This is a genomic window from Kineosporia sp. NBRC 101731, assembly GCF_030269305.1.
GTDB lineage: Bacteria > Actinomycetota > Actinomycetes > Actinomycetales > Kineosporiaceae > Kineosporia.
This window is the reverse complement of record NZ_BSTC01000004.1, coordinates 100,856-126,942: the sequence shown is the minus strand read 5'-3', so window position 1 is coordinate 126,942 and position 26,087 is coordinate 100,856. Positions and strand designations below refer to the sequence as shown.

30 protein-coding genes and 2 pseudogenes are annotated in these 26,087 nt (G+C 68.3%); 20 read left to right on the top strand and 12 right to left on the bottom strand.

Going from position 1 to position 26,087, the window contains the following annotated elements:
• Positions 1–37 precede the first annotated feature (37 nt).
• Positions 38–973 (top strand): LysR family transcriptional regulator, encoded by a 936-nt coding sequence (locus tag QSK05_RS13440; RefSeq protein ID WP_285597493.1) that lies wholly within the window; start codon positions 38–40, stop codon positions 971–973.
• A 35-nt stretch (positions 974–1,008) separates the two neighbouring features.
• On the opposite strand, the gene QSK05_RS13435 is transcribed toward QSK05_RS13440, so the two are convergent.
• Positions 1,009–1,656 (bottom strand): maleylpyruvate isomerase N-terminal domain-containing protein, encoded by a 648-nt coding sequence (locus QSK05_RS13435; RefSeq protein WP_285597492.1) that lies wholly within the window; start codon positions 1,654–1,656, stop codon positions 1,009–1,011.
• Positions 1,657–1,722: 66 nt separating this feature from the next.
• Between QSK05_RS13435 and QSK05_RS13430 the strand changes: the two genes are divergently transcribed.
• On the top strand, positions 1,723–2,685 hold the full coding sequence (locus QSK05_RS13430) for a GNAT family N-acetyltransferase (RefSeq protein ID WP_285597491.1): 963 nt from the start codon (positions 1,723–1,725) through the stop codon (positions 2,683–2,685).
• Between the two features lie 382 nt (positions 2,686–3,067).
• Here the strand turns inward: QSK05_RS13430 and QSK05_RS13425 are convergent, their stop codons facing one another.
• Positions 3,068–4,075: a site-specific integrase gene (locus QSK05_RS13425; protein WP_285597490.1), complete on the bottom strand. Its 1,008-nt coding sequence runs from the start codon at positions 4,073–4,075 to the stop codon at positions 3,068–3,070.
• Between the two features lie 1,012 nt (positions 4,076–5,087).
• Here QSK05_RS13425 and QSK05_RS13420 point away from each other — a divergent pair.
• Positions 5,088–5,534 carry a hypothetical protein gene (locus tag QSK05_RS13420; protein ID WP_285597489.1) on the top strand — a complete coding sequence of 149 codons (447 nt, stop codon included), beginning with the start codon at positions 5,088–5,090 and terminating at the stop codon, positions 5,532–5,534.
• Between the two features lie 5 nt (positions 5,535–5,539).
• Here the strand turns inward: QSK05_RS13420 and QSK05_RS13415 are convergent, their stop codons facing one another.
• Positions 5,540–6,112 carry an NUDIX hydrolase gene (locus QSK05_RS13415; RefSeq protein WP_285597488.1) on the bottom strand — a complete coding sequence of 191 codons (573 nt, stop codon included), beginning with the start codon at positions 6,110–6,112 and terminating at the stop codon, positions 5,540–5,542.
• Positions 6,113–6,158: 46 nt separating this feature from the next.
• Here QSK05_RS13415 and QSK05_RS13410 point away from each other — a divergent pair, with 46 nt between their 5' ends.
• Both QSK05_RS13410 and QSK05_RS36355 read left to right on the top strand, forming a co-directional pair.
• Positions 6,159–6,392, top strand: coding sequence for a hypothetical protein (locus QSK05_RS13410; protein ID WP_285597487.1), 234 nt, complete (start codon positions 6,159–6,161; stop codon positions 6,390–6,392).
• Positions 6,344–6,616: a phosphotransferase gene (locus tag QSK05_RS36355; protein ID WP_352301143.1), complete on the top strand. Its 273-nt coding sequence runs from the start codon at positions 6,344–6,346 to the stop codon at positions 6,614–6,616. Before QSK05_RS13410 ends, QSK05_RS36355 begins: the two co-directional genes overlap by 49 nt.
• 18 nt (positions 6,617–6,634) lie before the next feature.
• On the opposite strand, the gene QSK05_RS13400 is transcribed toward QSK05_RS36355, so the two are convergent.
• The 3 genes and pseudogenes from QSK05_RS13400 to QSK05_RS13390 form a co-directional block, all read right to left on the bottom strand.
• Positions 6,635–7,183 (bottom strand): GNAT family N-acetyltransferase, encoded by a 549-nt coding sequence (locus QSK05_RS13400; RefSeq protein WP_285597485.1) that lies wholly within the window; start codon positions 7,181–7,183, stop codon positions 6,635–6,637.
• 46 nt (positions 7,184–7,229) lie between these two features.
• Positions 7,230–7,651, bottom strand: a pseudogene (locus QSK05_RS36640) (aminoacyl--tRNA ligase-related protein); the annotation flags it as partial.
• Complete coding sequence (locus QSK05_RS13390; RefSeq protein WP_285597483.1) at positions 7,567–7,962, bottom strand: serine--tRNA ligase; 396 nt, start codon at positions 7,960–7,962, stop codon at positions 7,567–7,569. The pseudogene QSK05_RS36640 and the gene QSK05_RS13390, both read right to left, overlap by 85 nt.
• Positions 7,963–7,973: 11 nt before the next feature.
• On the opposite strand from QSK05_RS13390, the gene QSK05_RS13385 reads away from it, so the two are divergent.
• Complete coding sequence (locus QSK05_RS13385) at positions 7,974–8,303, top strand: nucleoside triphosphate pyrophosphohydrolase family protein (RefSeq protein WP_285597482.1); 330 nt, start codon at positions 7,974–7,976, stop codon at positions 8,301–8,303.
• 206 nt (positions 8,304–8,509) lie between these two features.
• On the top strand, positions 8,510–8,725 hold the full coding sequence (locus QSK05_RS13380; RefSeq protein WP_285597481.1) for a hypothetical protein: 216 nt from the start codon (positions 8,510–8,512) through the stop codon (positions 8,723–8,725).
• Between the two features lie 63 nt (positions 8,726–8,788).
• Here the strand turns inward: QSK05_RS13380 and QSK05_RS13375 are convergent, their stop codons facing one another.
• Entirely contained in the window at positions 8,789–9,568 is a 780-nt protein-coding gene (locus tag QSK05_RS13375) for a class I SAM-dependent methyltransferase (protein WP_285597480.1), read from the bottom strand.
• A 189-nt stretch (positions 9,569–9,757) separates the two neighbouring features.
• On the opposite strand from QSK05_RS13375, the gene QSK05_RS13370 reads away from it, so the two are divergent.
• The 3 genes from QSK05_RS13370 (at position 9,758) to QSK05_RS13360 (ending at position 11,730) form a co-directional block, all read left to right on the top strand.
• A complete protein-coding gene (locus QSK05_RS13370) occupies positions 9,758–10,102 on the top strand; it encodes a hypothetical protein (RefSeq protein ID WP_285597479.1) in 345 nt (114 codons plus the stop codon).
• Positions 10,103–10,311: 209 nt separating this feature from the next.
• Positions 10,312–10,725 carry a GNAT family N-acetyltransferase gene (locus QSK05_RS13365; RefSeq protein WP_285597478.1) on the top strand — a complete coding sequence of 138 codons (414 nt, stop codon included), beginning with the start codon at positions 10,312–10,314 and terminating at the stop codon, positions 10,723–10,725.
• Positions 10,726–10,770: 45 nt separating this feature from the next.
• The gene (locus tag QSK05_RS13360; RefSeq protein WP_285597477.1) at positions 10,771–11,730 is read left to right on the top strand and encodes a tyrosine-type recombinase/integrase; all 960 of its coding nucleotides are present in this window, start codon (positions 10,771–10,773) and stop codon (positions 11,728–11,730) included.
• 42 nt (positions 11,731–11,772) lie between these two features.
• Here the strand turns inward: QSK05_RS13360 and QSK05_RS13355 are convergent, their stop codons facing one another.
• Entirely contained in the window at positions 11,773–12,618 is an 846-nt protein-coding gene (locus QSK05_RS13355) for a helix-turn-helix transcriptional regulator (RefSeq protein WP_285597476.1), read from the bottom strand.
• Between the two features lie 121 nt (positions 12,619–12,739).
• Between QSK05_RS13355 and QSK05_RS13350 the strand changes: the two genes are divergently transcribed.
• On the top strand, positions 12,740–13,777 hold the full coding sequence (locus QSK05_RS13350; protein ID WP_285597475.1) for an SDR family oxidoreductase: 1,038 nt from the start codon (positions 12,740–12,742) through the stop codon (positions 13,775–13,777).
• A 96-nt stretch (positions 13,778–13,873) separates the two neighbouring features.
• Here QSK05_RS13350 and QSK05_RS13345 read toward each other — a convergent pair whose 3' ends face one another.
• Positions 13,874–14,788 (bottom strand): response regulator transcription factor, encoded by a 915-nt coding sequence (locus QSK05_RS13345; protein WP_285597474.1) that lies wholly within the window; start codon positions 14,786–14,788, stop codon positions 13,874–13,876.
• Between the two features lie 320 nt (positions 14,789–15,108).
• Between QSK05_RS13345 and QSK05_RS13340 the strand changes: the two genes are divergently transcribed.
• Positions 15,109–15,735 (top strand): hypothetical protein, encoded by a 627-nt coding sequence (locus QSK05_RS13340; protein WP_285597949.1) that lies wholly within the window; start codon positions 15,109–15,111, stop codon positions 15,733–15,735.
• Between the two features lie 112 nt (positions 15,736–15,847).
• Here QSK05_RS13340 and QSK05_RS13335 read toward each other — a convergent pair.
• A pseudogene (locus tag QSK05_RS13335) lies at positions 15,848–16,591 on the bottom strand (phosphotransferase); the annotation flags it as partial.
• A gap of 111 nt (positions 16,592–16,702) precedes the next feature.
• The gene (locus QSK05_RS13330) at positions 16,703–17,248 is read right to left on the bottom strand and encodes a MarR family winged helix-turn-helix transcriptional regulator (RefSeq protein ID WP_285597473.1); all 546 of its coding nucleotides are present in this window, start codon (positions 17,246–17,248) and stop codon (positions 16,703–16,705) included.
• Positions 17,249–17,350: 102 nt separating this feature from the next.
• Here QSK05_RS13330 and QSK05_RS13325 point away from each other — a divergent pair, with 102 nt between their 5' ends.
• The 4 genes from QSK05_RS13325 (at position 17,351) to QSK05_RS13310 (ending at position 22,011) form a co-directional block, all read left to right on the top strand.
• Complete coding sequence (locus QSK05_RS13325) at positions 17,351–17,983, top strand: FMN-dependent NADH-azoreductase (protein ID WP_285597472.1); 633 nt, start codon at positions 17,351–17,353, stop codon at positions 17,981–17,983.
• Positions 17,984–18,308: 325 nt separating this feature from the next.
• On the top strand, positions 18,309–21,002 hold the full coding sequence (locus QSK05_RS13320; RefSeq protein WP_285597471.1) for a PAS domain S-box protein: 2,694 nt from the start codon (positions 18,309–18,311) through the stop codon (positions 21,000–21,002).
• Complete coding sequence (locus QSK05_RS13315; protein WP_285597470.1) at positions 21,002–21,454, top strand: response regulator; 453 nt, start codon at positions 21,002–21,004, stop codon at positions 21,452–21,454. Before QSK05_RS13320 ends, QSK05_RS13315 begins: the two co-directional genes overlap by 1 nt.
• A gap of 182 nt (positions 21,455–21,636) precedes the next feature.
• Entirely contained in the window at positions 21,637–22,011 is a 375-nt protein-coding gene (locus QSK05_RS13310) for a DUF4180 domain-containing protein (RefSeq protein ID WP_285597469.1), read from the top strand.
• Positions 22,012–22,047: 36 nt separating this feature from the next.
• Here the strand turns inward: QSK05_RS13310 and QSK05_RS13305 are convergent, their stop codons facing one another.
• Positions 22,048–23,130: a tyrosine-type recombinase/integrase gene (locus QSK05_RS13305; protein WP_285597468.1), complete on the bottom strand. Its 1,083-nt coding sequence runs from the start codon at positions 23,128–23,130 to the stop codon at positions 22,048–22,050.
• Positions 23,131–23,193: 63 nt separating this feature from the next.
• Between QSK05_RS13305 and QSK05_RS13300 the strand changes: the two genes are divergently transcribed.
• The 4 genes from QSK05_RS13300 (at position 23,194) to QSK05_RS13285 (ending at position 25,892) form a co-directional block, all read left to right on the top strand.
• The gene (locus QSK05_RS13300) at positions 23,194–23,331 is read left to right on the top strand and encodes a hypothetical protein (RefSeq protein WP_285597467.1); all 138 of its coding nucleotides are present in this window, start codon (positions 23,194–23,196) and stop codon (positions 23,329–23,331) included.
• 40 nt (positions 23,332–23,371) lie between these two features.
• On the top strand, positions 23,372–23,995 hold the full coding sequence (locus tag QSK05_RS13295; RefSeq protein ID WP_285597466.1) for a histidine phosphatase family protein: 624 nt from the start codon (positions 23,372–23,374) through the stop codon (positions 23,993–23,995).
• Between the two features lie 76 nt (positions 23,996–24,071).
• Positions 24,072–24,260 carry a hypothetical protein gene (locus QSK05_RS13290; RefSeq protein ID WP_285597465.1) on the top strand — a complete coding sequence of 63 codons (189 nt, stop codon included), beginning with the start codon at positions 24,072–24,074 and terminating at the stop codon, positions 24,258–24,260.
• A gap of 126 nt (positions 24,261–24,386) precedes the next feature.
• Complete coding sequence (locus tag QSK05_RS13285) at positions 24,387–25,892, top strand: M1 family metallopeptidase (RefSeq protein WP_285597464.1); 1,506 nt, start codon at positions 24,387–24,389, stop codon at positions 25,890–25,892.
• The last annotated feature ends 195 nt before the right edge of the window (positions 25,893–26,087 follow it).

Sequence of the window (26,087 nt, the reverse complement as noted above, 5' to 3'; positions counted from 1 at the left end):
CAAATGCATCAATGAGCGCAACGCATAGCATCAATGCATGCATCACGCCGACGAACCACCTCCCGACCCTGCCGAACTCCGCAAGGTCCTCGCCGCCCTCCCCCTCCTCACCGCCCTCGTCGACACCGGCGGCATCTCCGCCGCCGCCGACGAACTGGGCGTCCCCCAATCCACCGTCAGCCGCGGCCTCGCCCGCCTCGAACACCACCTCGGCTGCGACCTCCTCGACCGCGACGGCCGCGGCGTCCGCCTCACCGCCGCCGGCGCCGAATTCGCCACCACCACCCGCCGAGCCCTCGACCTCGTCACCGAAGCCGTCACCCAGATCCGCGACGACGAAGCCCGGCGCGCCAACCGCGTCTCCATCGTCTTCCAGAACTCCCTGGGCCGCGCCGTCGTGCCCGCCCTGGTCAAGACCCTCGTCACCCGCCGCCCCGGCACCCGCGTCGACCTGCGCCAAGGAGGCCGCGCCTACTGCCTCGCCGAATTCGACACCGGAGCCGACCTCGTCCTCGTCTCCCCACCCCCCGACCCTGCCGAAAACGTCCTCACCGTCAGCCTCTACACCGAACACCTCGTCCTGGCCGTAGCCCCCACCCACCGCTACGCGCACCGAAAAACCATCCGCCTCAGCGAACTCGAAGGCGAAACCACCCTCGCCCTCGCCCCCGCCTACGGACTGCGCGCCATCACCGACACCCTCCTGCGTGACGCCGGGGTCCGCGTCGCCACCGCCTTCGAAGGCGAAGACGTCCTCACTCTGCGCGGACTCGTCGCCGCCGGCCTCGGCGTCGCCATCGTCCCCCCACTCGGACCCACCCCTGACCTCATCGAGATCCCCATCGACGACCACCGGGCCACCCGTGAACTCACCGCCTCCTGGCGCACCACCGGCCCCCGAAGCCCGGCTCTGGCAGCCCTCATCGACGTCGTCGCCTGGGACCGCACCTGGCTGCCCGAACACCCCGCCTGAGACCGTTTCAGAACTGTCAGAGCTGTCAGAGCGGGTCAGAACGCCGAGACACCCCGGTCGCGTTCCCGACGGGACAACGCACCGATCACCGCCGACTGACCGTGCCGGCGCGCCGCCAGACGCGCCAGCAACTCCACCACCGGCTCGAACACCCCCGCGGTGAACGCCGGCGTTGGCACCCCGATGCTCAGCGCCAGGTCATCGGCATGCACCACGACCTCGAGCATCCGTGTCAGCAGAAACGCGTCCCGCCGCAGTGCCCACCCCTGCCACGGCAAGCCCGCCAGCTCGCCTGCGCCATCGCCTGTCAGCAGGGTGGTCACCTCGTGCGCGGCCCTCGTGGTGGCCTCCCTCAAACGGTGGACGCCCCACCGCGCCTCTTCCTCATAACTGCTGCGGTCGTTCTCGGGGTCGTCGGGAGAGGTCGTCGTGACCCACGCCGCCCGCGCATAGTGCTCATCGGCTCCGCCGCTCAGCACGGGGAAGTCCGTGGGTGTGCTCAGTAACTGGTGCGCCAACGTGATCTGCCGGTTCAGGTGGCAGGCCAATGCCCCTACGGACATCTTGGCCAGCACACTCTCCTGGTCCCAGCGCTCGGTGAGCGCCGGCTCGTCGATCAGGTGGGCCACCGGGGGCAGGGTCTCGAGGAAGACGGCGTCGTAGCGGTTCGCAGGGTTCGTCACAAATCTGGATGCTGTCATCGACGGGGGAGCGGCAACAGTCGTTATTCGCTGGGTACCGCCGCTGCCGTGAAGTATCCAGAGGTCGTGCACATCCGCCCCGCCATCCCGGCCGACCTCGACGCCCTGCTCGCTTTTCCCCTCGACCGGGCCGTCGGCACCATCGGCCCGCGGCGCCTCCAGGAAGAACTGGCCGCAGGGCGTCTGCGATGGCCCTGGACCTGGCTCGTGCTCGACCAGGACGGCACGTTGCTCGGCCGGGCCCTGTGGTGGGGACGCTCCGACAGCACCGCACCCTTGGCCCTGGACTGCCTGCACCTGCTGGAACGTGTCCCGGATCGCGCCCAGGTCGCGGCTGACCTGCTGATATCGGCGCATCGCGCGCTCATCGGGTCGGCCCGGCCTCCCGCCTACCAGCTGGCCCTGCCCACGCACTGGCGTGACGACCCGGCTGCCCGGGACGCCGTCGGCTGGCGTCTGCGCGCCGCCGCCGCGGCCGCCCTGACCGAACAGGTGGAACGACTCCGCTACGCCTGGGAACCGAGGGCCGGGCAACCACCTGCGACTGGCCGCCTGCGTATGCGCCCCGGCACCGAGAGAGAGTTCCTCGACCTCTTCGAACGGGCGGCCGTCGGCACTCTGGACCTCAACACCCGCAGGTCCCTGGCGGTCATGACCCCTGCCGCCCAGGCCCGTGACGACTACGACTTCTACCTCGACTGCCCCGGTGAGCGGGACTGGTGGCGCATGGCCACCACCGCCACGGGGGAGCCGGTGGGTTTCATCGTTCCCTCGGCGACCCCCTACCACCGCAATGTCGGCTACCTCGGCGTCCTCCCCGCCCACCGGGGCCGGGGGATCGTCGATGACCTACTCGCCGAGATTATTCGTTTCCATGCCGGGCAGGGATCCGAATACATCACCGCCACCACTGATCTGGCCAACATCCCGATGGCGCGGGCGTTGGGGCGGGCCGGGTTCCGGGTGACGGAGAACCGTCTGCTCCTCGAGGCGCCCGTGGGGTCGGCCTGATGGTGGGGGAGGGGCCTTCGCCCACCCGTTCGTGATCGTGCAAGACCTCGCCGGTGGTGGCGTGTTTCGGCCGAGATCCGGCTCTGGGGAGGGAAGGCCAAGGCGGGGGACGCGGGCGGTCGTCTGGAGGTGGTCCTGTCCGGTTTCGCAGAAGACCCTCCAGCCGAGCTCGATGGGTGGAACTCGGCCTTGCGGCGAGCTGCTGCGGCCGTGAGACGGGGCTGCTGAGAGAGTCAGGTACGAGCGTGATGGTGCGGTGCAGCGTTTCCTGGTGATTCGGAGCTGCCCGTCGCCATCACTCATATCTGATAACAGGCTTTCGCTCACCAACAAAAGCACAGGCAACCCCGCCTGGAAGCTAGGAGCCCGGGGTCATCCGCCATCAGTGACCCGCGCGGGAGACCTGGGCTTCTTCTTCAAGGGTGAGGAGGGAACGGCGCAGGTGATCGAAGGATAGGGGGAGGTGGCTGACCGGTACGCCGTCGCGGCCGAGGGGCAGTGATCCGCGCGAGCCGGCGCGCAGTTCGGCGTTGAAGTTCTTGGCCTGGCCGACGTAGCTGCGTTCCAGCCCGCGCGGATGCAGGGGGAGACCGGCGGGGCGGATGGTTCCGTCGTCGGTGGGGGAGGCGCGTACCGAGACCCAGAGTGTCTTCGGGGCTGAGCCCTGCAGCTTCGACACCAGGATCTGGCGGGTCTCGAGCCAGCTTTCGACCAGGTGGCCGAGGGCGGGTTCCATCAGGGCCCGGCCGGTGTATCCGACAGGGGCGGGGACGTCGGGAGGCAAGGGGAGTGCGGGGATCGAGATGCTGCCGTCGGTGCCGATGCGGACGTCTTCGAGGGTCATGTCGCACAGGTCGATGGGGCGCAGGGGAGTGGTGATCATGATCGCGAGCATGGCGCTCAGGCGTATCGCGGCCTTGGACGGCGGGTCGATGGCCACGAGTCCGAAGGCGACCTGCCGCAGGGCACGGGCGTTCATGGGGGTGGGGGTGCGCAGCTGAACGGCGGGTTCGGTGTGCGTGATGGGAGTGCTGCCATGAGCCAGGGCCAGAGCGCGCAGCGCGGCAGCGCGGGCACGGGAGGCGGCCTGGCTGCGGGCGGCGCCCTGGGTCTGGGCGAGGATGCCGGTGGCGGCCCAGGGGAGGAACCAGCCGGCGAAGTCCTCACCGAGGATCTCGGTGACGTCGATACGCTGACCGGCGGCGAAGACCTGCTCGGGGAGGGTGTCGCGAACCTGTTCCTCGGTAGGGACACCACCGTGGATGCGGTGCAGGGCAGCAGCGGTGAGTGCCTGGTTCAGCGCCCACTCGCGTTGCCGCCGGGTGGATCGCGAGGCCCCGGAACGATCGAGAATCCCGAGGTATGACTGGATCGCTGTCCTGGCCTGCATTCTAGAGATGATAACAGGCTTGTGCTCTGCCATTTATACTCACCGAGAAAAAGCAAAGGACGAACAGGGAGCGACCGGCGTGGCGATACTTGGGGGGAGGTCGTCGCCCAGAGCGGTGGATGCGGAACCTTGGCCGAGCCCCACCCGAGACTGCCGCCTCGCCAATGTAATGGCCGCCGCGCCAAGCATCCAGGACAGGCCCTAGTGGGTCCTTGGTGTGGACGCGCGCAGGAGGCGAATTTCCGTGGCGATGGGATGGGGGAGGTCACCTGCGTTGTGAACGCACGTAACCTCTCCCCATGGGTAGCTCTTGGAAAGGCCGGGCTAGCGGGGAGAGTCGGGGGTGAAGCCTGACCGGCGGCCGCTTCCCCGGTTGTGCGGATCTCGATGGGCGACCGGCGACTTCGGTGGCGGTGGGGAATCAGGTGCGCTGGGTGTAGCGTCTTCCTCCTCGTGAGTGGCGAGTTCATCAAGGTTAGCTTGCGTCGATAACAGGCTTTGAGCAAACCCTTCCTCAACACATCCGTCGCCTACGGCGCCGAACGGCCCGGATGAACCGGGGCCTACGCTTGGCTCCCATCTCATGGGAGGGCGGGGCTTAGGAACGCATTGCGCCTCAATTACTGCCTGCTGCTCTGCCGAGGCATTCGTGGACGGGGAGCTGGCGCACCATCCGATGTGGGTGCGGGCACAGCTGGCGCTGGAGGCCGGTGGGCGCTGGCCGGAGGCACGGGATCGACTGACGCGGTTGTCCTCGGACGCGAATGAGGATCCAGCGGGGTTCCGGGTGGCGGCCAGGTATGTGGTGCAGAAGGCGGTGCTTTCCGGTGCCGCGTCCGCGGCGGCGCCACCGCCGGGCGAGTCTCGCTGAATCGTTACGCGAAAAGCCGTATTTCGTCAGTGAACGAATCGCACACTGACGGTCATGATCTTGGTGAGGGCTCGGCCTCTTCTGGTGGCCGGTGGGCTGTTGTTGTGTCTGACGGCTTGTTCGCCGGCGGACGCTGGGTACATGGGCGTGAGCGTGGACGAGGACGGTGCTCCGGTCGCGGTGATCGCGCTGTGCGAGGGAAACGTCAATGGACTGCTGCTGTATCTGGACGAGGACGAAGACGATTTCGTGAAGCTGGCCCAGTTGGATGCCACGACGCCGGTGAAGGGTTCGGCGGAGGTGCCGCTGGCATCCCCGGGGTCGGAATGGACGGTCAGGCACCCCTTCGAAGGGGTTCTGGAGGATGCCACCTACGACCTGGGCGGCTGGTCGGAGAACCAGGACTGGTCGATCAGGGCCTCTTTCAGCCAGGAGACGCTGAACGGATTGAAGCCGGGTCAGGTGTGGTGGGAGAAGTACGACCCGGAGCGTGAGGTGGAGGTAGAGATGGTCGATGAGACGGCGCACTTCCGGGAGCATGCCTGCGACGACTGGGAGAGCAGCGCGGGGTGGATGATCTCGTGGTGACCGGCTCACAGGGCCAGGCTCTCGAGAGCGCGCCCCAGGTGCGGATCGAAGGTGGCGGGGTCTTCGGCGCGGATCTGTGAGGGCTTCCACCAGCGGATCTCGGCGAACTCGCCCGGGTCGGGCGTCAGGTGCTGGTCGACGCGGCCGGTGAGGGCGAACCAGAGGCTGACGTCGGTGTGGCGGCGTTCGGGAGTGTCGCGGGTCTGCGTGACGGTGAGGAAGAACGGCGCTGCGCCCGTGACGGGGTCGGGGGTCGCGGTGATGCCGAGTTCTTCGGTGGTCTCGCGCCGGACGGTGTCGTAGGGATGCTCAGCGGGCTCGACGTGGCCTCCGACGGGGAGCCAGAGGCCGGCGAGGCGGTGGTCGCAGAGCAGGACGCTGTCGGCCTGGCGGTCGATGAGCAGGACGTACGCGACCAGGTGGGGTGAGGGTGTGCGGGGTTTGGCACGGCGGTAGATGTCGTCGGTGCCGGCCAGCCATTCCCGCGTGGTGGCCTGGTGGGCGCGGCCCAGATCGTCGTGCGGGGTCAGGGCTTCGACGAGATCGGTGATCTGCGTCTTGAGGGCTGCCGGGTCCATGGCGAGGATCGTGCCAGAGGCCACCGACAGTCTTTATCCTCGCGCTGTGACCTCGGGTTTCGAGAAATTGGACGAGCGGCAGCGGGTTCTGGTGGCCGCGTGGCTGCCGGGCGCTGAGGTGGTGCGCGACCTCAGCTGGGACCTCGTGGGTACGACGGTGCTCAAGGTCGTGCACGGTGGCGAGCGCTACGTGGTGAAGGCCGGTGATGAGCTGGATCGTCAGATGGCGCGGTGGTGGGCGTCATTGATTTTGGTCGGGCTGATTTACGGCCTGCGTTGACGGATTTCGCGCGGTTGTCGGCTCAGCAGTTCCGGGGGCGGCCGGAGTTGGAGGTGGCGTTTTTCGAGGGGTACGGCGAGCGCCCGGGGGATGTGGGGGCGTGGGAGCGTCTGCGGGTGCGGGAGGCGATCGGGACGGCGGCGTGGGCTCATCAGGTGGGTGATGAGGGGTTTGAGCGCCAGGGGTTGCGGATGATTGCGGAGGCCCTGGACCTGGAGCGGTAGGGCCCCCGCTCGGGGTGTTTACCGGGGGGTGATGCGGCCGAAGACGATCTCGTCGAGGTAGGTGCCGTTGACCCAGGCGTTGTGGCGCAGGGTGCCTTCTTGGGTGAAGCCGGCGGCGAGCGCGGTCTTGATCATGGCGCGGTTGTCGGCGAGGGTGCGGATCTCGAGTCGGTGCAGGCCGCGGGTGGTGAAGGCGTAGTCGGAGATGAGGCGGATGGTGTCGGTGCCCAGGCCGCGGCCGCGGAATGTGGGGCGTAGGACGAGGCCGATCTGGCTGTTGCGGTTGTGCAGGTCGATGCCCCAGAGGCCGACGTCTCCGGCGAGGTCTCCGGTGGCGAGGTCGACGATGGAGAAGACGGCGTGGGGGGCGTCGGGTTTGACGGCGAAGGGGGAGTCGTCGGGGTTGTCGGGGGAGATCGGGATCCAGGCTCGGCCGCTGGCGCGGGAGCTGTCGACGGGGTCGTGGTGCAGTTCGTTGTGCAGGATGGGGATGTCGGCGGCGCGGCGGGCGCGTAGGCCGGCCTTGTCGCCGCGGAAGCTGAGGGTGTCGAGTTCTGTGTTGCTCACGGCACTCACCTTGGCAGGAGGGTGGCGATGGTGTCCTGCCGTTAAATCAGAGGACGTCGCGATGGTGCAGGTAGGCGCGCAGGCCGGGTGGGATGTGGACGGTGTGGTCTTCCTGCTGGTGGTTCTCGAGGAACGCGGCCAGGAGACGGGTGTTGCGGCGGCGGTGTTGTTCAGGGTGTGGGCCAAGGTGATCTGGCCGTCGGTGGTGCGGTACTTGATGTTGGCGCGGCGGGCCTGCCAGTCCAGAAGGGTTGAGCAGCTGTGGGTTTCCCGGTAGGTGTCGAGTGAGGGGAACCAGGTGTTGATGTCGTTCATGCGGTGCTTGCCCAGGCCCATGTCGCCGGTGCAGCAGTCGACGACCTGGTAGGGCAGTTCGAGGATGGTCAGGATGTTCTCGGCCGAGGCCAGGAGGGTGTTGTGCCACTGCCGGGAGGTGTTCTCGTCGGCGGGGCAGACGACGAGAGGTTCTGGGGCTGCTGGGTGAGGGTGTCGATGGTGGCCTGGACCGTGGCGCTGCGTTCCTTGAGGTCGGCGCGCTGGTCGGGGGTTGCACTGCGGAATCCGTCGGAGAGGCGCTTCTTCTCGGCCCGGGACTCGTCGAGCTGGTGCTGGCTGGAGCGTACGTCGGCGTCCAGGGTGATGATCTTCTGGACGTCGATGTCGATGCCCTTGACCTGGGCGGCCCGTTCGATGAGGTCCGGGTGGTCCCGGATGAAAGCGCGATCCAGGGCTTTCGTGGGGGCCCGGGAATGATGGGGCGCCGGGGGAGAGGTCGCCATACTGCTCGACCATGGATCTGGACGCGTATCAGCGGGGTGCCCTGCGCACGGCGGCGCCGCGGGAGAAGAAGAACGAGCTGCTGCACCTGGTGCTCGGTCTGGTGGGTGAGTCCGGGGAGATCGCCGAGAAGTTCAAGAAGTGGGTGCGGGACCTCGACAGTGACGAGTCGCGCATCGACCGGGACGATCTGGCCAAGGAGCTGGGGGACGTGCTCTGGTACGTGGCGGTGCTCGCGGATTACCTGGACCTGTCCCTGGACGACATTGCGGCCGGCAACCTGGCCAAGCTGGCTGACCGCCAGGGCCGGGGAGTGCTGGGTGGTGCGGGGGACAACCGGTAACGGATCTAGGGGTGACGGTGAGCAGGTGGCCTGATGCCGAACCACTGCTCGGCCCCGAATTTCGGGTATCGCTGCACCTCGGCGAACCGAATTGCCATGAGCTCAGGTCAGTGAGGTGCAGGGGATGAATCGGTGATCTTGGACTGTCGGCGCACGGGGGAGTGGGCCCTCGATCGGGTCCCCGACGATGCACCTAAGCTGGGGGCATGGCTGAACGCTGGCGCTCCTCCGCTGCTCGGGACCTGGTCAAGAAGATCAAGAAGGCAGGCGGCGAGGTGGAACGCGCCGGTGTCGGCAAGATGAAGGTCTTCGGCCCGCAGGGCACGGTGACCATCGCGGAACCGTTGTCCGATTCGAGCAAGGATGTGGCCAGGAACAGCGCGGCCCGGCTGATCCTGGAGAAGACCGGCCTGACCATCTGACGGTCGAGGCGATCCCCGCTCTCAGGCAACTTGAAGAAGCCGCCTTTGTCCTGGCTGTTGGCCTTACTGGGGGAGGACACCAGTAGCGATCACGTAGGGACAGGTGATGCGGAAGGCCATGGGGTCTTCGTTCACCTCGGTCTGGAGCTGGATCACCTGCTCGCGGAGGTTCTCCCAGCGCCCGGCCGGTTCGAGCACGGAGCGGGCGTCCACCCACAACGGATGGCTGGCGAGGTCGGCCTCAGCATAGGCCTGAGGTGAGTCTGCGGTGATCGTTACGTCAGCGCGCTGGATCGTGAAGGTCATCCCCGCGAACTCGAATAGGTTGTTGAGGGCTGCGGGGTCATGCCACGCAAAGGCGTGACTGACCGGCTGATCGTGTCCAGCAGCGCTCAGGGCTTCGCGGCGCAACGGTCCCGGGCCGGCGGGCGCATCCTCAGGAGTCCAGGCGGCCAACATCAGCCGGCCGCCGGGGCGCAGCACGCGCGTCATCTCGGCTGCTGCTGTCGTCGCATCGGGAGCGAAGATGACTCCGAAGACCGAGACGATCGCGTCCGTGGAGTCGTCCGGCAACGGAATCCGGGCCGCCTCACCGAGCTGGAAGTCCAGCGTGAGGCCGGCCTGGTCGGCGCGGCGACGAGCCAGGGTCAGCAGGCGTGGTGCGGGATCAACGCCGATCACGCTCGCTCCTTGCTCAGCGGCGAGGAGCGCGGCGTTGCCGGTGCCGCATCCCAGATCCAGAACGCGGTCGCTGGGGGCTGGGTGCAGTTCCGCTATCACGGCCCGGGCAGCGGGTTCGAGTTGTGCTGCTTTGGCTTCGTATCGGCCGAGTCCAAAATCCACGCGCCGAGGATAGAGGACGAAGAACGCTGCGGCAGTTATCTCTGCTGAGGGGAGCCCTTCTCCAGATGAAATGTCATAATGTTCATTATCGGCGTTAGGGGAGCAGGGCCGAGAGGGGCTCTTTCGCAGCCATACTGTGTGCGGTGAGCAGTTCGGAATTGAGGTGTCTGGTCTGACGGCACGGGCTGGATGTACTGGTCCGGCTGGGGTGGCGGGTTCGCGGCGCAACGATTCACCTGGACTTCCGGCGGCCCGGAAATGATCACGGTACGGGCGCACACCGAACTGGACGGTGACTGGTCGCTCGGCGAGAACGGCGCCCTGGAACATGACGTCACGACCCTTGAGCAGGTCGATGCCACGGCGACCTGGTACTACCGGATCATCGCCGGCGCGGGCGGTCTGGGTGAGCCGTTGACCTTGCTGGAGCTGGACCGACCCTTGGATGAGTACCTTCCCGGGAACACATTTGCGCAGGTCGCAGGCTCCGAGATGAGGGCCATAAGGACCTTGCTGGAACTCTGGAAGGGTTGAACGAGGGCTTCTCCCCCGCCTGCGGATACGACATCGCCTCACTCTATGTCACCGCGAAAGCGGTTGCGAGACAGTGCCTTTCGACGTCTTTCACCTAGATAACTGTGATTATCTGCCACACAGGGGTTTTCGGTGCGTTTCAGGGCTCGGGCCATCAGATGCACATTGGACGTTGGGTCTCGCGGGGTTCCTTTCTTACAGTGCCGGACGTGACATGGATCTTCTCCCCCGAGACCGCCCGGATCGATCGGGACCTCGTCCACAGGTGGCTGAGCGAGCAGGCGTACTGGGCGCTGGGTCGTACCCGTGCCGCGCAGGACACCGCGATCGACGCCTCCCGTAACTACGGGGTGTACGACGAGCGTGGCGCTCAGGTGGCGTATGCGCGGGTGGTCACCGACGGCACCACGTTCGCCTGGCTGTGCGACGTGTTCGTGGATCCGGGCGTGCGTGGGCACGGGGCCGGGAAGCTGCTGGTGGCCGGGGTGCTGGAAGACCTGGATGGGCTGGGACTCCCCCGCACGTTCCTGGGGACCGCCGACGCGCACGGTCTCTACGAGCAGTACGGGTTCGCTGAGGCCGATCCTGCGCGGTTCATGCTCCGGGTTCCCGCAGTGCCCTGAGCAGGCGGCGCCCTGCATACCGGACAGTTCTGGGACAATGGACAGGTGTTCGAGTCCCAGCTGGTGCCGGTGGAGGTCACGTCTGTCCTGCCTGACGAGTTCGAGGTCGGGAACGGTGACGTGTGGCCCCATTTCGTGCGGGCCTGGCTGATCGCGCAGCGAGCGCAGAACACGGTGAAGACGTACATGACGGCGGAGCTGCAGTGGCGGGAGTTCTGCAAGGCTCGCTCGCTGCATCCGATCGACGCGCGCCGCGGTGACGTGGATGACTGGCGGGTGCAGATCCAGGCCACCGGCGGCTTCCACGGCCGGCCGGCCTCGGCGAACACGGTGCGCCTGAAGCTCGCGGCGGTGTCGTCTCTGTACGCGTACCTGGTGGGCGAGGACATTCTGGCCGCCTCCCCCGCCGCCCACATCAAACGTCCCCGGGGCGGCGACTTCGCCGCGACCGCCGCGCTGGACACCCAGCAGGCGGCACGCTTCCTGAGTGCCGCACAGGGTCTGGGTGAACTGTCGTACGTGGCCATGCGCATCCTGCTGGGCCGGGGACTGCGCGCAACGGAACTGGTCAGCCTCGACGTGACCGACGTCCGTCAGCATTTCGGTCACGTCACCCTGACCGTCACGCACAAGGGCGGGCGCCGTCAGGAACTGCCCCTGTCCCCCGGCACTGGCCACCTCGTGGCCGAGTACATCGGCGAGCGCACGTCCGGGGCGTTGCTGGTGAATGCGCAGGGTGGGCGGTTGAGTTACTGGGATCTGTACAACTTGACGGTGCGGGTGTCGCGGCGGGCGCGGGTGGGGCTGGATGTGACGCCGCATGTGTTGCGGGCTTCGCATGCGACGATTTATCTGGATCAGGCGGGGGCGCAGATCGATCGGCTGCAGGACGGTATGGGGCATGCGAGCTTGAACAATACGAAGGCGTACGACCGGGGTGCGGGGTCGTTGTCGCGGTTGGCGAGTGTGGCGACGGCGGTTGAGGACGCGTTCTTGCCCGGTTGATGGGCCGGCTGGTGGATGGGTGGGTGTTGTCGTGGGTGTCTTTCAGTCGACGAGGGTTTGTGTGCCGAGGACGAGTGCCAGGGCGAGGCGTTCGGCGTCTGCGGTGCCGGGTGCTGCGGTGTAGGTCATGAGTCGCAGGTCATCGCCGGCGACGAGGAGTGTGTCGCAGTCGAGCGTGATCCTGCCCACCGTGGGGTGATCGATGACCTTGTGGCGGGCGGGGTCGCGGCCGGGGTCGGCGTTGCCTGTTTTCCAGAGTTCGGCGAAGCGTGGGCTCTGGGCTGTGAGTTCGGTGACGAGTCGTGCGGCCGAGCGGTCGGCCGGATACCGCGACACGGTCTGTCGTAGGTCGGCGATGAGTCGCACCTGGTGCTCGGCGCGTTCGTCGGGCGTGGTCAGGACCCGTCCGGCCGGGCCCACGAGGTTGCGCCAGATCGCGTTGCGTTCGAGGCCGTGCCAGTGTCCGGTCTCGCCCATGAGGGCGTCGTACGGGGTGTTGGCGAGTAGGAGGTTCCAGGTGGCGTCGTAGACGACGAGTGGGACGTTCTCGAGACGGTCGAGGAGACGTTGGACGCTCGGCGGGATGCGTGAGGGCACGAGGTCGGGTCCGGGAGCGACGTGACCGGCCTCGCGGTAGAGCAGGCCGCGTTCGGGGTCGGTGAGACGCAGGCCGCGGGCAAGGGCCTCGACGACCTGGACGGAGGGGGATGTCGCCCGCCCCTGCTCGAGCCGCGTGAGGTAGTCGGGTGAGATGCCGGCGAGCGCGGCGAGTTCTTCGCGGCGCAGGCCGCTCGCGCGGCGGCGGCCTCCTGCCGGTAGCCCTACCGCCTCGGGCGCGACGCGATCGCGCCAGCGGCGCAGCATGCGCCCGAACTCCCACGATGGCATTCCTGCAGTGTGCGGTACTGCCTGGGTGTTGTCGTGGCCCCGGTAGTCCTACGAAAACCGCACGACTGCCTAACGGTGGGCCGGGTGGCGAGGCTCGGGTGACTGAGAGAGAGGTTCCACCATGAGCGCACAGCGTGTCCTTGTCACCGGCGGGTCGGGTTTTATCGCCGGGCACTGCATCTTGCAGCTGCTTGGGCGGGGTTATTCCGTCCGCACCACCGTCCGTTCGCTGGAGCGCGAGGCCGTGGTCCGCTCGGTGCTGGCCGCGGCCGGCGTGTCCGACGGCGCCGATCTGAGTTTCGTGGCCGCGGACCTGTTGAGCGATGCGGGGTGGCCCGAGGCGGTCGCCGGTTGCGACGTCGTTCTGCACATCGCCTCGCCGGTCGCTCCGGGTGGGGTCAAGGACGAGAACGACGTCATCCTGCCGGCGCGTGATGGCACCTTGCGGGTTCTGCGCGCTGCTCGTGACGCCGGTGTGCGGCGGCTGGTTCTCACGTCGTCGTTCCACTCGGTCGCCTGGGGGCACCCGCACGACCGGGGCCGCACGTTCACCGAGGCGGACTGGGGCGTCGTGGACGGCCCGGGCATGGACGCCTACGGCAAGAGCAAGACGCTGGCGGAGCGGGCTGCCTGGGATTTCGTGGCGGCGCAGGCAGGCGCGCTGGAGCTCACCACGATTCTGCCCACGGCGGTCATGGGTCCGGTGATGGGGCCGCAGATTTCCGGGTCGAACGGGCTGGTCCAGCGCATTCTGGACGGTGCCCTGCCGGGCTACCTGAACCTGTTCTTCCCGATCGTGGACGTCCGTGACGTCGCCGCGGCCCACGTGGCGGCCCTGGATGCCGAGGGTGCTGCGGGCGAGCGGTTCCTGGTCTCGGGCGATCCGGCGATCTCGATGAAGCAGGTCGGAGAGATCCTGCGTGAGCGTCTGGGTGATGCTGCCCCGCACCTGCTGACGCGCTCCATCCCGGACTTCGTGGTCAGGTTCGGTGCCCTTTTCTCGGCCGAGTTCCGGCCGGTCGTTCCCAACCTCGGCCACGCGCGGCAGGCCTCCAACGCCAAGGCCCGGCGGGTGCTGGGCTTCGAGCCGCGTCCCGCCGAGGAATCGATCGTCGATACCGCCCGCAGTTTGATCGCCCAGCGGCTCGTGCGGTCGTGATGTTCCGCTCTGCCGGCAGGTGTGGGCCGTCTCTGGTGTTGAGGGCCGCTTTGGTGACGCCGTAGTGGGACGTCGGCGATGCGGGTGCGGGGTCGTCTATTCGTGGGTGGGCGCGAAGGGCTCGTGGGTTCGGGCGTGGGTGGCGGCGGCGATGAGGGTGGGTGCTTCCGCCGGGACGAGTCGGTATCCGGTGCCGCGCAGGGTGTCGATGCGGGTGCTGGTGTCGGTGGTTCCGCTGCTGGCGCCCAGTTTTCCGCGCAGGGTGGCGATGTGGACGTCCAGGGTGCGGGAGGCGCCGACCCAGGTGACGTCCCAGACTTCTTCCATCAGGTTCTGGCGGGTGACCACGGCGCCCTGGCGGCGCATGAGGGCGGTGAGGAGGTCGCATTCCTTGGCGGTCAGGGTGACGGTGCCGGCCGGGCCGTGGATCTGGCGGGTGTCGGGGTCGATGTGGATGCCGAAGTCGACGACCGGGGCCGGTGGCAGGCGGTGCGGTAGCGCGCGGCGGATCACGGCGTCGATGCGGGCCAGGAGCACCGCCAGGCTGCAGGGCCGGGTCACGTAGTCGTCGATGTGAGGGTCGAGGTCCGGGTCCGGGGACCGGGGACGGTGGGTGGTCAGGGCGATGACCGGCATCCGGGTGGCGCTGGAGTGCGGGTGGGACTGGCGCAGGTGTTCGAGCAGCCAGCGAGCGCCATGACCGGCGGACGTCTTGTCCGATGCGTGGGTGGAGGTGTCGCCCGTCATGGTGCCGGCAGGGCTGGCCGTGCTGGCAGTGCTGGCAGTGCTGGCAGTGCTGACCGTGCTGGTGATGCTGGGTGGTGCGGGCAGGCCGAGGTCGAGCAGCAGGAGGTCTGCTCCCCCGGTCAACGCTGCGGCTTCGGTGGCGGTGGCGGCGTGCAGGGTCTGGAAGCCGTGGCCGCGTAGTGCCTGGGAGAGGGATCGCGCGACGTGGGGGTCGTGCTGGACCACGAGGATGCGCAGGCGAGCACTGGTTCGCGTGTTCGGCACTTGTCCCCCACCACCCGTCGTCTAGGTGATCCCTGGTCATCGTAGGTTGCTGGCATCGGTCGGCGGCAGTGGGTGACGGGGCCAATGTCGACAGCACGGTCTGCGGGTAGCTGCGGACGGTGGCCCGGTGGTGCCGGTGGGGTGCGAAAACCGGTGGTGGGGCGTTGGTGTGCCTAGTTGTTGTGCCTGGTTGTCGTGCCGCTGGATCGATTGTCTGGTGATGGGCGGAGCGTTGTACACCGTTTGAGATTTCCCATGTGCTGATTCGTTGCACATCGCGTCTGTTCGTAGGGATGGCAGATCAAGGTCATGCTGTATGGGTGGCGTGCCGAGAGGATCTCGAAGTTCCCTCGAACGTCAAGGGGTGGGGTGATCCCCGTCCCTGGTCGGACGTAGAGCAAGCCCTCGAGGCCGCGATGGCCTCGCTGATCGCCCGATCCTCGGAGGGCTGCGGCTTCGTCGTGGCGTATGTGCCCCACAGTCCTCTGGGCCAGGACGAAGGAGTTGACCTGTCCTGGGAGGTGAACTTCGGTCTTGGCCCCTGCGGTCAGGACACCTACGAGCTGGCGGGTCATCCCGCGGCGGTGGTCGAAGAGCTGGTCACGTCCATCTCCACCGTCGCAGAGGTCACGGTGCCGAGCGAGGTGGAGGACCTCGTCCACCAAGCCGCTCGGTTGTGGCGCGGGTGGTCACAGTTGCTGGCGGACGTGGCGCGTCTGTGCTGCCACCTGCCTGACGAGGACGCCGGCATGGAGCTGAGCGTCGGGTACACCCCCACCGGAGAGTGCGGGCTGTGGCGCTGGACAGTCGCCATCCCGGTGCCGGGTACGCAGTACCCGGCAAGTGAGTGGGAGGGGAGCAGCCCCGTAGAGGTGTTGGGGGCAGCGCTGGAAGAGGCGGACGTCTGGCTGCAAGGGTTACCTGCTGGGCATCTACGAGTCCTCTGAGCCCAGGACCGGCCTTCAGAAGATAGGCCAGAGCGCGCGTCAGGGCGAAACCGCGAGCGCGGCGCCAGATCGCAGTGTCCAGGGCCGGTTGGTAGGTGGGGCGGTAGCTGCGGTGGAAGTGGTTGATGGGCTGGTCGGGGTCGTCGGGGTCGTCGGGTAGGAGGATCCAGGCGGCGGAGAGATCGACGGCTGGGACACCGGCGAAGAGGTCACCGAAGTCGATGACGCCGGTGAGGGTTCCCTCGCCGGTCAGGACGTTGGCCGGGTGCACGTCGCCGTGCACCCATACGGGTGGGCCGTTCCAGAGGGGGGGCGGCGAGCGCGTCGTCCCAGAGGGCGCGCAGCGCGTCGGGGTCACCGATCAGGCCCAGGTCGGTAGCGACGGTGAGGTGGTGGGTGAAGCCCTCGGTGTATCGCTGAGTGCTCCTGCGCGCTCGCGGCCGGTGGGGGCGTGCGCGGGTGCGGGCCGGTGCAGGGCGCCCAGGAAGGTGGCCAGAGCTTCTGCTGCGGGGCGGGCGCGGGTGAGAGGGGCGCGGTCGGCGGGTTCACCGGGCACCCAGGTGGTGACGATCCAGGCACGGGGAAACCGCCCGGAGGGCTCACCCAGGCGCTGGGAAACAGGGACGGGCAGAGGGAGGTGCCCGGCCAGGGTGGGGACCCAGGTGTGTTCCTTGCGCAGGAGCTCGCCGGCCGCATCGGTGGCCCAGGGCAGGCGGATGGCCAGATCCTCGCCCAGGCACCACAGCTGGTTGTCCCAGCCCCGGGCCCCCAGCTCGATGGGACGAGCGGCCAGGTCGGGGTGTTGCTCGCGCAGGAGGTCGCGGATCAGGTCGGCGGTGATCTCGGCGGGAGCCATGTCAGGTAACGCTAGAGCGTGTGCCGGAGGTGAGAGGGTGCAGTTCAGCAGGGCCCACCAGGCCCAGCAGGCCCAGCAGGCCCAGCAGGGTTCAGCAGGGCTCAGCAGGGCTCAGCAGAGGCCGGTGGGTTCGGTGTCGTGAGCGTCGGCGGTGGGGTGGGCGTTCGCGAACGATGCGTCGATGACGTCCAGCAGCGGTGGGGATGCGACGCGCAGGATCTTGCGCAGGGCGTGCTGGAGTTGCTGGAGCTCCTGCTCGGTGAGGGCGTCCACGACCAGGCGGCGGGCTTCGCGGACGTGGGCGGGGGCGGCCTCGACGATCTTGTCGTACCCGGCGTCGGTGAGGACGGCCTCGACCGAGCGCAGGGGGCCTTCCATGCAGCTGCGGCGCTGGACCCAGCCGGCGCGTTCCATCCGGCTGACGGCGTGGGACAGACGGGAGGGGGAGCCGTGGGAGAACATCGCCAGTTCGCACATTTTCATGGCGCGCTCGGGGGCTTGGGAGAGGCCGGACAGGACGGAGTACTCGAAGAAGTTCAGGCCTGCGTCGCGCTTGAGCTGGTGCTCGATGGCGGTGGGTAACGCCGAGCTGGCCGCGACCACGTGCATCCACCGGTAGGTCTGCTCGGGGGTCAGCCAGGGGGTGTCGTCACTCACACGCCCAGGCTACTGGATTGAATGTTCAACCGATAGGTGGCAACATCCTGCTCGGACTTGAACATTCAATCCAACGATCTGATCTCACTGGGAGCACCTTCCATGACCCTTCTGCGCATCGACGCGAGCATCCTCGGCCCCAACTCGGCCAGCAGCGAACTGGCCGACCTGGTGCTGGCCGCCTGGACCGCAGAACGCCCCGACGAGCAGGTCGCCACCCGCCACCTCGGCTCCGACCCCCTGCCCTCCGACGCCTGGGCCACCGCCGTCATGGCCGGCTACACCCCCGAGGACGCCCGCAGCGATGCCCAGAAGTCCGCCGTGGCCCTGGCCCAGGAGCTGCACGCCGAGCTGGTGAACGCCGACCACGTCGTCCTGGCCTTCCCCCTCTACAACTGGGGCGTCTCCCAGCACGTCAAGACCTGGATCGACCTGGTCATCGCCGGCGCCAACCCCGGTGACCGCATCCTGGAGGGCAAGCCCGTCGTCCTGCTGGTCACCCGCGGCGGCAACTACTCCCCCGGCACCCCCAAGGAAGGCTGGGACCACAGCGTCGGCTACCTGACCCGCGTCCTCAAAGAGGTCTGGGGCGCCAACCTCACCGTCGTGGAGCGCGAATTCACCCTCGTGGGCGTCAACCCCGCCCTGGACCAGTTCGCCGAGATCGGCGCCCAGCTGAAGAAGGACGCCCACGAGGCCGCCACCGCGGCCGGCAAGTCCCTCGCCGCCAGCTGACAGTCCTACCCTCTCGCCCGGCCCGGTCGAGGAACCCCCGCCTGCGCCCACCCTCCTGCGGTGAGCGCAGGCGGTTCGTCGTCCACCGATCTCCCTGCACCGGGATGCCCCGCAGGTCGTGCAGGACATCAGCGTTCAGACCCCAGGACGCCGTGCGTGGGCATCCGGGCGAACGGACCATGCAGGCCGCCAACGCGGTCCGTATCAACGTGGCCCACGGGAGGGGAACCCGCACGGGACGGGCCTCGACGTATGCGGTCGGTGATGGATGCTCAACGGCTGATCGCGGACTACGGATCGTGCGGGGTTGTGCCGATGGGGGGGCATGGAGCTTCTGGCGGCGGTGCTGGCGTTCATCGTGGCGGCGATGTACGCGATCATCGCTTTCGGGGTGCTTCCACAGTTGGCTCGGGCGGAGCAGATGGAGCCGGGGCTGCTGCGCGTGGCGCGGTGGGGGGCCATGGCGTTCTTCGCCGGGTGCGCCCTGACTCATCTCGGCATGGGAATCCACTGGTTGCACGGGGTCGGCCCGGGAGCGGATCTGGCGCCAATGACCGGTATGCCGGGCATGGCAAGTGCCTCGACGGGCGAGATGGTGCTCCAGGATGTGCTGCCGCATGTGGCTCAGGTCGTCGGTGGTGGGTTGCTGATCGCGATCGCGTGGAGCCGGCTGGAATGGTCGGTCCTGTCCAAAGACGTGGCGCGAGAACTTCGCGAGCACGAGGTGCAGTACCGATCGGCGTTCGAACGGGCCCCGGTCGGCATAGTTCTGGTGGGCGTCACGGACGGGGTTCCGGGACAGATCCTTCAGGTCAACCCGGCCCTGTGCGCTCTGGTCAACCGGACTGAGGATCAACTTCGCGGCAGCATGTACCAGGATCTCTACGCCCCGGCGGACATGGGCATGCTCAACAGCAGCCTGACCCGGTTGATCGCCGAGGGCGCGCTCGCGGACCAGGAACGCCAAGTCGTCCGGCCGGGTGGGCAACCCGTCTGGGTCAGCGTCGGAGCCTCACTGGTGCGTGACGATTCAGGATCACCGCTTTTCGCGGTGGCTGTGGTACGTGACATCACCGGGCAGCGGCGCGCTGAAGAACTGCGGAACGCTCAGCAGGCGGTGGCCCGGGTGGTATCCGAAGAGGGCTCGGCCGGCACCGGGATGGTCGCCATCCTGCAGGTGATCTGCCAGAGCCTGGGATGGGCCGGCGGAGAGTACTGGGAGTCCGACGTCGGGGGTGACCTGATCGCCCGGGTGGCATCCTGGCCGTCTCCGGGCGTGATGTCGCCTTCCACCGGTGATGCTGAGCCGGCCTTCACCCGCGGGCAAGGGCTACCCGGGGCGGTGTGGTCGAGCGGGTCACCGATCTGGCTCGGTGATCTGGCCCGCGCGCCGGGGCCTTTCGCGCGGGCCCCGTTGGCCCTGCAGGCCGGGATCCATGCGGTCCTGGGGATACCGCTGCGCTCCGGCGACCGCCCGGGTGTGCTCGTCTTCTTCGCCTCGCAGATGGACGAACCCGACGCCGACACCTCGACGGCGCTGGAGGCGATCAGCGCCCATATCGGACGCTGGGCCGAGCGCGCGCGGGCCGAGGAATTTCGCCGCTTCGTGGAATCGGCACCGGACGCGACCGTCATCGCCGATCAGGACGGCCAGATCGTCCTGATCAACGCCCAGACCGAACGGCTGTTCGGATATCCGCGCAACGAACTGCTCGGCGAGAAGGTCGAAAAACTGGTGCCTGAGCAGTTCCGGGCCGCCCACCCCGGCCACCGGGCCGAGTACTTCCTCGACCCCACGGCCCGGTCGATGGCCTCCGGGCTCGACCTCTACGGCCTGCGTAAGGACGGTACCCAGTTCCCGGTCGAGATCAGCCTCAGCCCGCTGGAAACGGACGGCGGGCTCTGGGTCTCCAGTTCGATCCGTGACCTGACCGAACGCCGCCAGGCCGAGGAGGCGCGCTTCCGCCTGGCCGCGATCGTCGACTCCTCCGACGACGCGATGCTCAGCTCGACCCTGGATGGAACGATCACCAGCTGGAACCCCGCCGCCCAGGAAATCTTCGGCTACACCGCGGACCAGGTGCTCGGTTCCTCGATGTCCATCCTGATACCGGCAGATCACGCGAGCGAGGCCGAGGAAATGCTGGCCCGGATCCGGCGCGGCGAACGAGTCGAGCACCACGACGCGGTCCGCCGCTGTGCTGACGGTCACGAGATCGACGTCTCGATCAGCCTGTCCGCCATCCACGACCAGCACGGGACCCTGATCGGCGCGGCCAAAGTCGTCCGCGACATCACCGCCCGCAAACAAACTGAGGTGGCCCTGGCCGAGGCCAAGGATGCCGCAGAAACCTCCAGCAAGGCGTTCGAGGCCTTCAGTTATTCAGTGGCCCACGACCTGCGAGCCCCCCTACGGGCCATCGACGGGTTCAGCCAGGCCCTCACCGATGAATACACTCCGATCCTCGACGAGATCGGCCTTGACTACCTCCAACGGGTGCGCACCTCCGCCCAACAGATGGCCGCGCTCATCGATGGCCTCCTCAGCCTGGCCAAGGTGACGCACAGCGAAATCTCCACCACGACGGTCGACCTGAGCGCCCTCGCCACCACTGTGCTGGCCCGCCTGCAGGAAGAATCACCGCTGCGACGGGTGGACGTGCTCGTCGAACCCGGGCTCACCACGCTCGGGGACCGCACGTTACTGGCCAACGCCCTGGAGAACCTGCTCACGAACGCCTGGAAATTCACCCGCGACGCACCCCAGGCCCGCATCGAGTTCGGTCGTGACGGCGCCGGATACTTCGTTCGCGACAACGGCGCAGGGTTCGACATGGCCTTTTCCGCGAAGCTTTTCGGGGTGTTCCAGCGCCTGCACAGCCCGCAGGAGTTTCAGGGCACCGGGATCGGCCTGGCCACCGTGCAACGGATCATCCAACGACACGGAGGACACATCCAGGCCAACAGCAGCGTCGGGCACGGAGCCACTTTCCACTTCACCCTCGCGGAGAAACCCTGATGAACCACCAACGCCCAGAGGTCCTGCTGGTCGAGGACAACCCCAACGACGAGGCTCTCACCTGCCGGGCACTGCGCACCAGCACACGGCGCATCGACGTCACGGTCGTGCGAGACGGCGCCGAGGCCCTCGACTACATCTTCGCCGTGGGCCAGTTCGAGGACCGCGATGTGATGGTCCAGCCCAACGTCGTCCTGCTCGATCTCAACCTGCCCAAAATCAGCGGGCTGGACGTGCTCAAAGCGATCCGGGCGGACGAGCGCACACGTCTGCTGCCGGTCGTGATCATGACCTCCTCCCGGGAGGATGTCGACCTGATCGACGGCTACCAGAACGGCGCGAACAGCTACGTCGTCAAACCCGTCAAATTCGAGGAGTTCGCCGAACGAGTCCAGCAACTGGGGGTCTACTGGATCTCGACCAACGAATCCCCGAACACCCGCACCACCTGATCCAGGCACGGTCCTGCGTGCGCCTGCACGACGGGTGGCCCTCCGCTCAGCGGTGTCTGCGCGTCAGGCCCCTGAACAGGACCGGTGTCCCCTCGTCCGGTGACCCTTACACTGGCCCCGCGCGCAGCCCACCCCCTGCCCGAACACCGGGGATGCCGGACACCAGCGTCCAGGAGCCCACCATGAGCGAGCCCACCGACACCCTGCAGACCCTGGCCGGTGTGACGACGCTGGTCTGCGACCCGGCCGGGCCACCCCTGACCAGCGAGCGCGAGGCCACCGACCTGGTCGGCAACGCCGCCTGGCAGGGCGCGACCTGGGTACTCCTGCCCGCCGCCCGCCTGGGCGAAGACTTCTTCCACCTGCGCACCGGCCTGGCCGGCGCCATCACCCAGAAGTTCGTCACCTACCACCTGGGCCTGGCCGTCACCGGCGACATCAGCGCCCACACCACGGCCAGCGACGCCCTGGGCGACTTCGTGCGCGAGAGCAACCGCGGCCGGCACCTGTGGTTCCTGCCCGACCTGGACGCATTCACCGCCCGCCTGACCGGCTGAACCACACAGAACCACGCAGAAGGGCTTGGTCCTGGCTCACAGGCCCAGGCTCTTGGCGGCCGCACCGTCCCACAGGGCACCGCGGCGCATGTACCGGTCCACGGCCGCCGACCGCCAGTCACCGTCGGCCATGATCACGTGCCGGGCCACGCCGTTCTTCGCGCTCTGCGTGGCAAAACCCGCCCGCAGCGAGTGCGCACCCCACGTGCCCGGCAGGCCCGCCGCCTGCGCACGCTGCGCCACGATCGTGCGGATCACCTGCGGCGTGAACGCTTTCGTCCCCACGGTGCCCCAGCGCGTCACCGGCCGGAACACCGGACCACGGGTGATCCCCGCGACCTGCAGCCACGTCGTCAAGGCCGTCACCGGGCACGTCACCCGGGAGGCACCGCGCGGAACGGCCCGCGGGTTGCGCTCGGTGCCGGCCTGGTCCCGCTTGGTCCAGCGGGGCGTCAGGACCAGTCCCTCCACCTCCTCGCGCAGGTCTTCGACCTCGATCCGGGCCAGCTCCGAGCGGCGCATCGCGGTGGCCAGCCCGACCAGGATCACCGCCCGGTCGCGCAGGCACACCAGTTCCGCCTTGCGCAGCGCCCGCACATCGCTGACCCCGCGCCGCTCCACCGCCAGGTCGTGATCCATCGTGTCGACGATCCGCTGCACGTCGCGCACCATCAACGCCGACATCTGGCGCACCAGACGTTCCTGGTCCTGACGGGCATACCCCTGCAACCGCAACCGCAACTGACCGTCCTGACGCGCCGAGGGCAGACCCAGCTCCGCGTGCCGCGCCCAGATCGCCGACAGATGCTGGTTGATCGTCGGCAGGCTCGCCGGGACCTGCCGATCCCGCAGGTGCGCCACGAACGCCCGCACCGTCGAGGCGCTCGCCGGCAACGCGACCAGCGCGTTCTCACCGGCCCACCCCTCGAACGACTCCCACGCCCGCCGGTACGCCGCCCGCGTCGAAGGTGCCAGCGAGTCCTGCGCGGCCTGCTCATCGATCGCCGCCAGCCGCGCCGCGTACGCATACGCCGGATCCAGCTCACCCCCCGCCGCGATCACGGCGAGTTCGGACGTCTCACGCCAGGTTTCGGGATCAGGAACGGCGGAGGAGGTCATGTGCCCATTCTGCCCCGTTCGCACATTTCAAGACTGTCGCACCCGGCTGATACCCCTATGGGCATGCCGAACCAGCCCCCGCCTTCTCTCCTGCCGGGCCCGGTGGGCGTGCACACCAGCGGCGATCTGCCGGCCGAGCTCGCCGATGCCCTGCTCAACGCCGTCACCACGGTCGCCGTCACGGTCTACGCGCCTGCCTGATACACCGCGATTCTGCCCTGCCCGACGTCCTAGGAGCCCCATGCCCACCACCACGTTGTATCTCGTGCGTCACGGCGAGCAGAAAATTGAGGACGAGCACGAGGGCGACAGTGGCCTGTCACCCACCGGTCGCATCCAGGCCGAGCAGCTGGGCCGGCGCCTGGCCGGCCTGCAGGCCTCGGGCACATCGTTCGACGCCGTGCACCACAGCAGCCTGGCGCGGGCCGTGCAGACCACGCAGATTGTTGCCGGTCACCTGCCCGGGGTCGCGGTGCACGCGTGTGACCTGGTGCGCGACCGCACCCCGGTGCCCGACACCTACCCCGTGCGCTACCGCGACTTCTTCGCGCAGGTCCCCGACGACGAACGCGACCCGGGCGCACGCGCCCTGCGCACCGCCGTGGAGCACCTGGGTGCCGTCGGCGAGCGCGAGCGCACCGACCTGGTCATCACGCACAACTTCGTCATCGGCTGGTTCGTCCGGCACGTGCTGGATGCCCCCGAATGGCGCTGGCTCGGCCTGAACCAGGCCAACGGCGCGATCACCGTCGTGCGCTGGAGTCACGACCCGCACGCCCCGGACGACCCGCAGCGGCCCGGGCGCCCACCGGCCCTGATCAGCTTCAACGATGTCGGGCACCTCGACACCGATCCGCGCACCTGAACCCCGGCCCGGACCCCGAGCACTGACCAGACGCGTAGTCCGGCAACCGATCACCTTGTCCCGAGCGGAGGCCTCGATGATTTCCCACCCGCAGCGCAACCAGAACACCCCGCTCACCGAGCAGCCGACCCCGGGGCTGCCCACCTTGTGGACCCAGGTCAACCGCCTGGCCCGGGCCAACGGCCTGGAAGTCCTCGGGCCCGCCCTGCACGCCCTGCCCACCGGGGTCCCCGTCTTCGAGGTCATGCCCCGCGATGACAGCTGAACCCCCCAGGGGTGTCCTTTTAGACCATATTTATGGAGAATGTCGCAGTCCCTACCGGGACGACCGAGAAAGAAACCCTGACGATCGGATTTCTCGACCATGCGCAGAGGATCACTCCGAACGATCATGACCGCGGCCGCCACGTCCGTCGCCCTCACCCTGGGCGCCGGGGTGGCCAACGCCGCCGCGACCCCGGGCGCACCCGGCGCTGGTGACGTCTACTTCCCCGACTACGGCAACGGCGGCTACGACGTCCAGCACTACGACGTGCGCGTGCGCTACCAGCCCGCCACCGACCAGCTGAGCGGCACGACCACCATCCTGGCCCACAGCACCCAGGACCTGTCGCGGTTCAACCTCGACTTCGCCCTGGACGTCTCCTCGGTGCAGGTCAACAACCGGGCCGCGACCTTCACCCGCGAGGGCGAGCACGAGCTCGTCGTGACCCCCGCCCGCCAGATCCCCAAGGGCGCGAACCTGACCGTCACCGTCAAGTACGCCGGGATCCCCTCCCAGGTCGAGGTCAACGGGTACACCGGCTGGAGCCGCACCGCCGACGGCGCCCTGGCCGTGAACGAACCCGAGAGCGCCTGGTGGTGGTTCCCCAGCAACGACCACCCCACCGACAAGGCGACCTACGACGTGTCCGTGCTGGCCCCCGACGACGTGCAGGTCATCAGCAACGGCACCCTCACCAGCGGCCCCAACCTCGAACTCAAGGGCTGGAACCGCTGGTCCTGGCGCTCGACGAAACCCCAGGCCACGTACCTGACCTACCTCGCGATCGGCCGGTACGACATCGAGACCGACACCGCCGCCGACGGCTCACCCATCCTGAACGCGTTCTCGACCTCCCTCGGGGACTTCGAGGGCGCCGCCCGCGCCGGTATCAACCGCACCAACGAGATCATCGAGACCGAGGAAACCTGGTTCGGGAGGTACCCGTTCGAGGCCCGCGGTGGCGTGGCCGCCATCCCCGGCGCCCCCGGCTTCGCCCTGGAGACCCAGACCCGCCCCGTCTACGACGGACGATTCTGGCGCCGCGGCAGCAACACCTACGTCGTGGCCCACGAGAACGCCCACCAGTGGTTCGGCGACTCGGTCTCGGTCACCCAGTGGCGTGACATCTGGCTCAACGAAGGCTTCGCCAGCTACGCCGAATGGCTCTGGTCCGAGCACGAAGGCGAAGGCACGCCCCAGGAACTGTTCGACTTCACCTACGCCAGCTACCCCGCCGACAACCCGTTCTGGCAGGTCCTGCCCGGCGACCCGGGCGCCGACAAGGTCTTCGACGGCGCCGTCTACGACCGCGGCGCCCTCACCCTGCAGGCCCTGAGGCTCCAGATCGGCGACGACGCGTTCTTCGAGCTCCTGCCCACCTGGCTCCAGAAGCACCAGTACGGCAACGGCACCACCGATCAGTTCATCGCCCTGGCCGAGAAGATCTCCGGCCAGCAACTCGACGACCTGTTCACCACCTGGCTGTTCACCCCCGAACGCCCCGACCTGGGCGTCGGCACCACCCTGGCCCGCCGCAGCACCGCCGACACCGACACCACCCCGACCCGGCCCAAGTCCTGGAACAAGATCCAGCAGGTCCACACCGCCCACGCCGACCTCCAGGCCTCCTGACCTCGGTCGACCACACCACCCCGTCCACCCGCGGGTGAGGCGGGCGGTCCCCGTCGCATGACCGGGACCAGCCCGTCTCACCACGGCCCGCCTAAGCCCCGTCCTGTCGGGACACACAGCACTAGGAGTAGGAGCTGGTCGGCCATGAGAACCAGCCCTCGGCGAGGTTCAGGGCCACAGCAGCCCAGTGCCGTT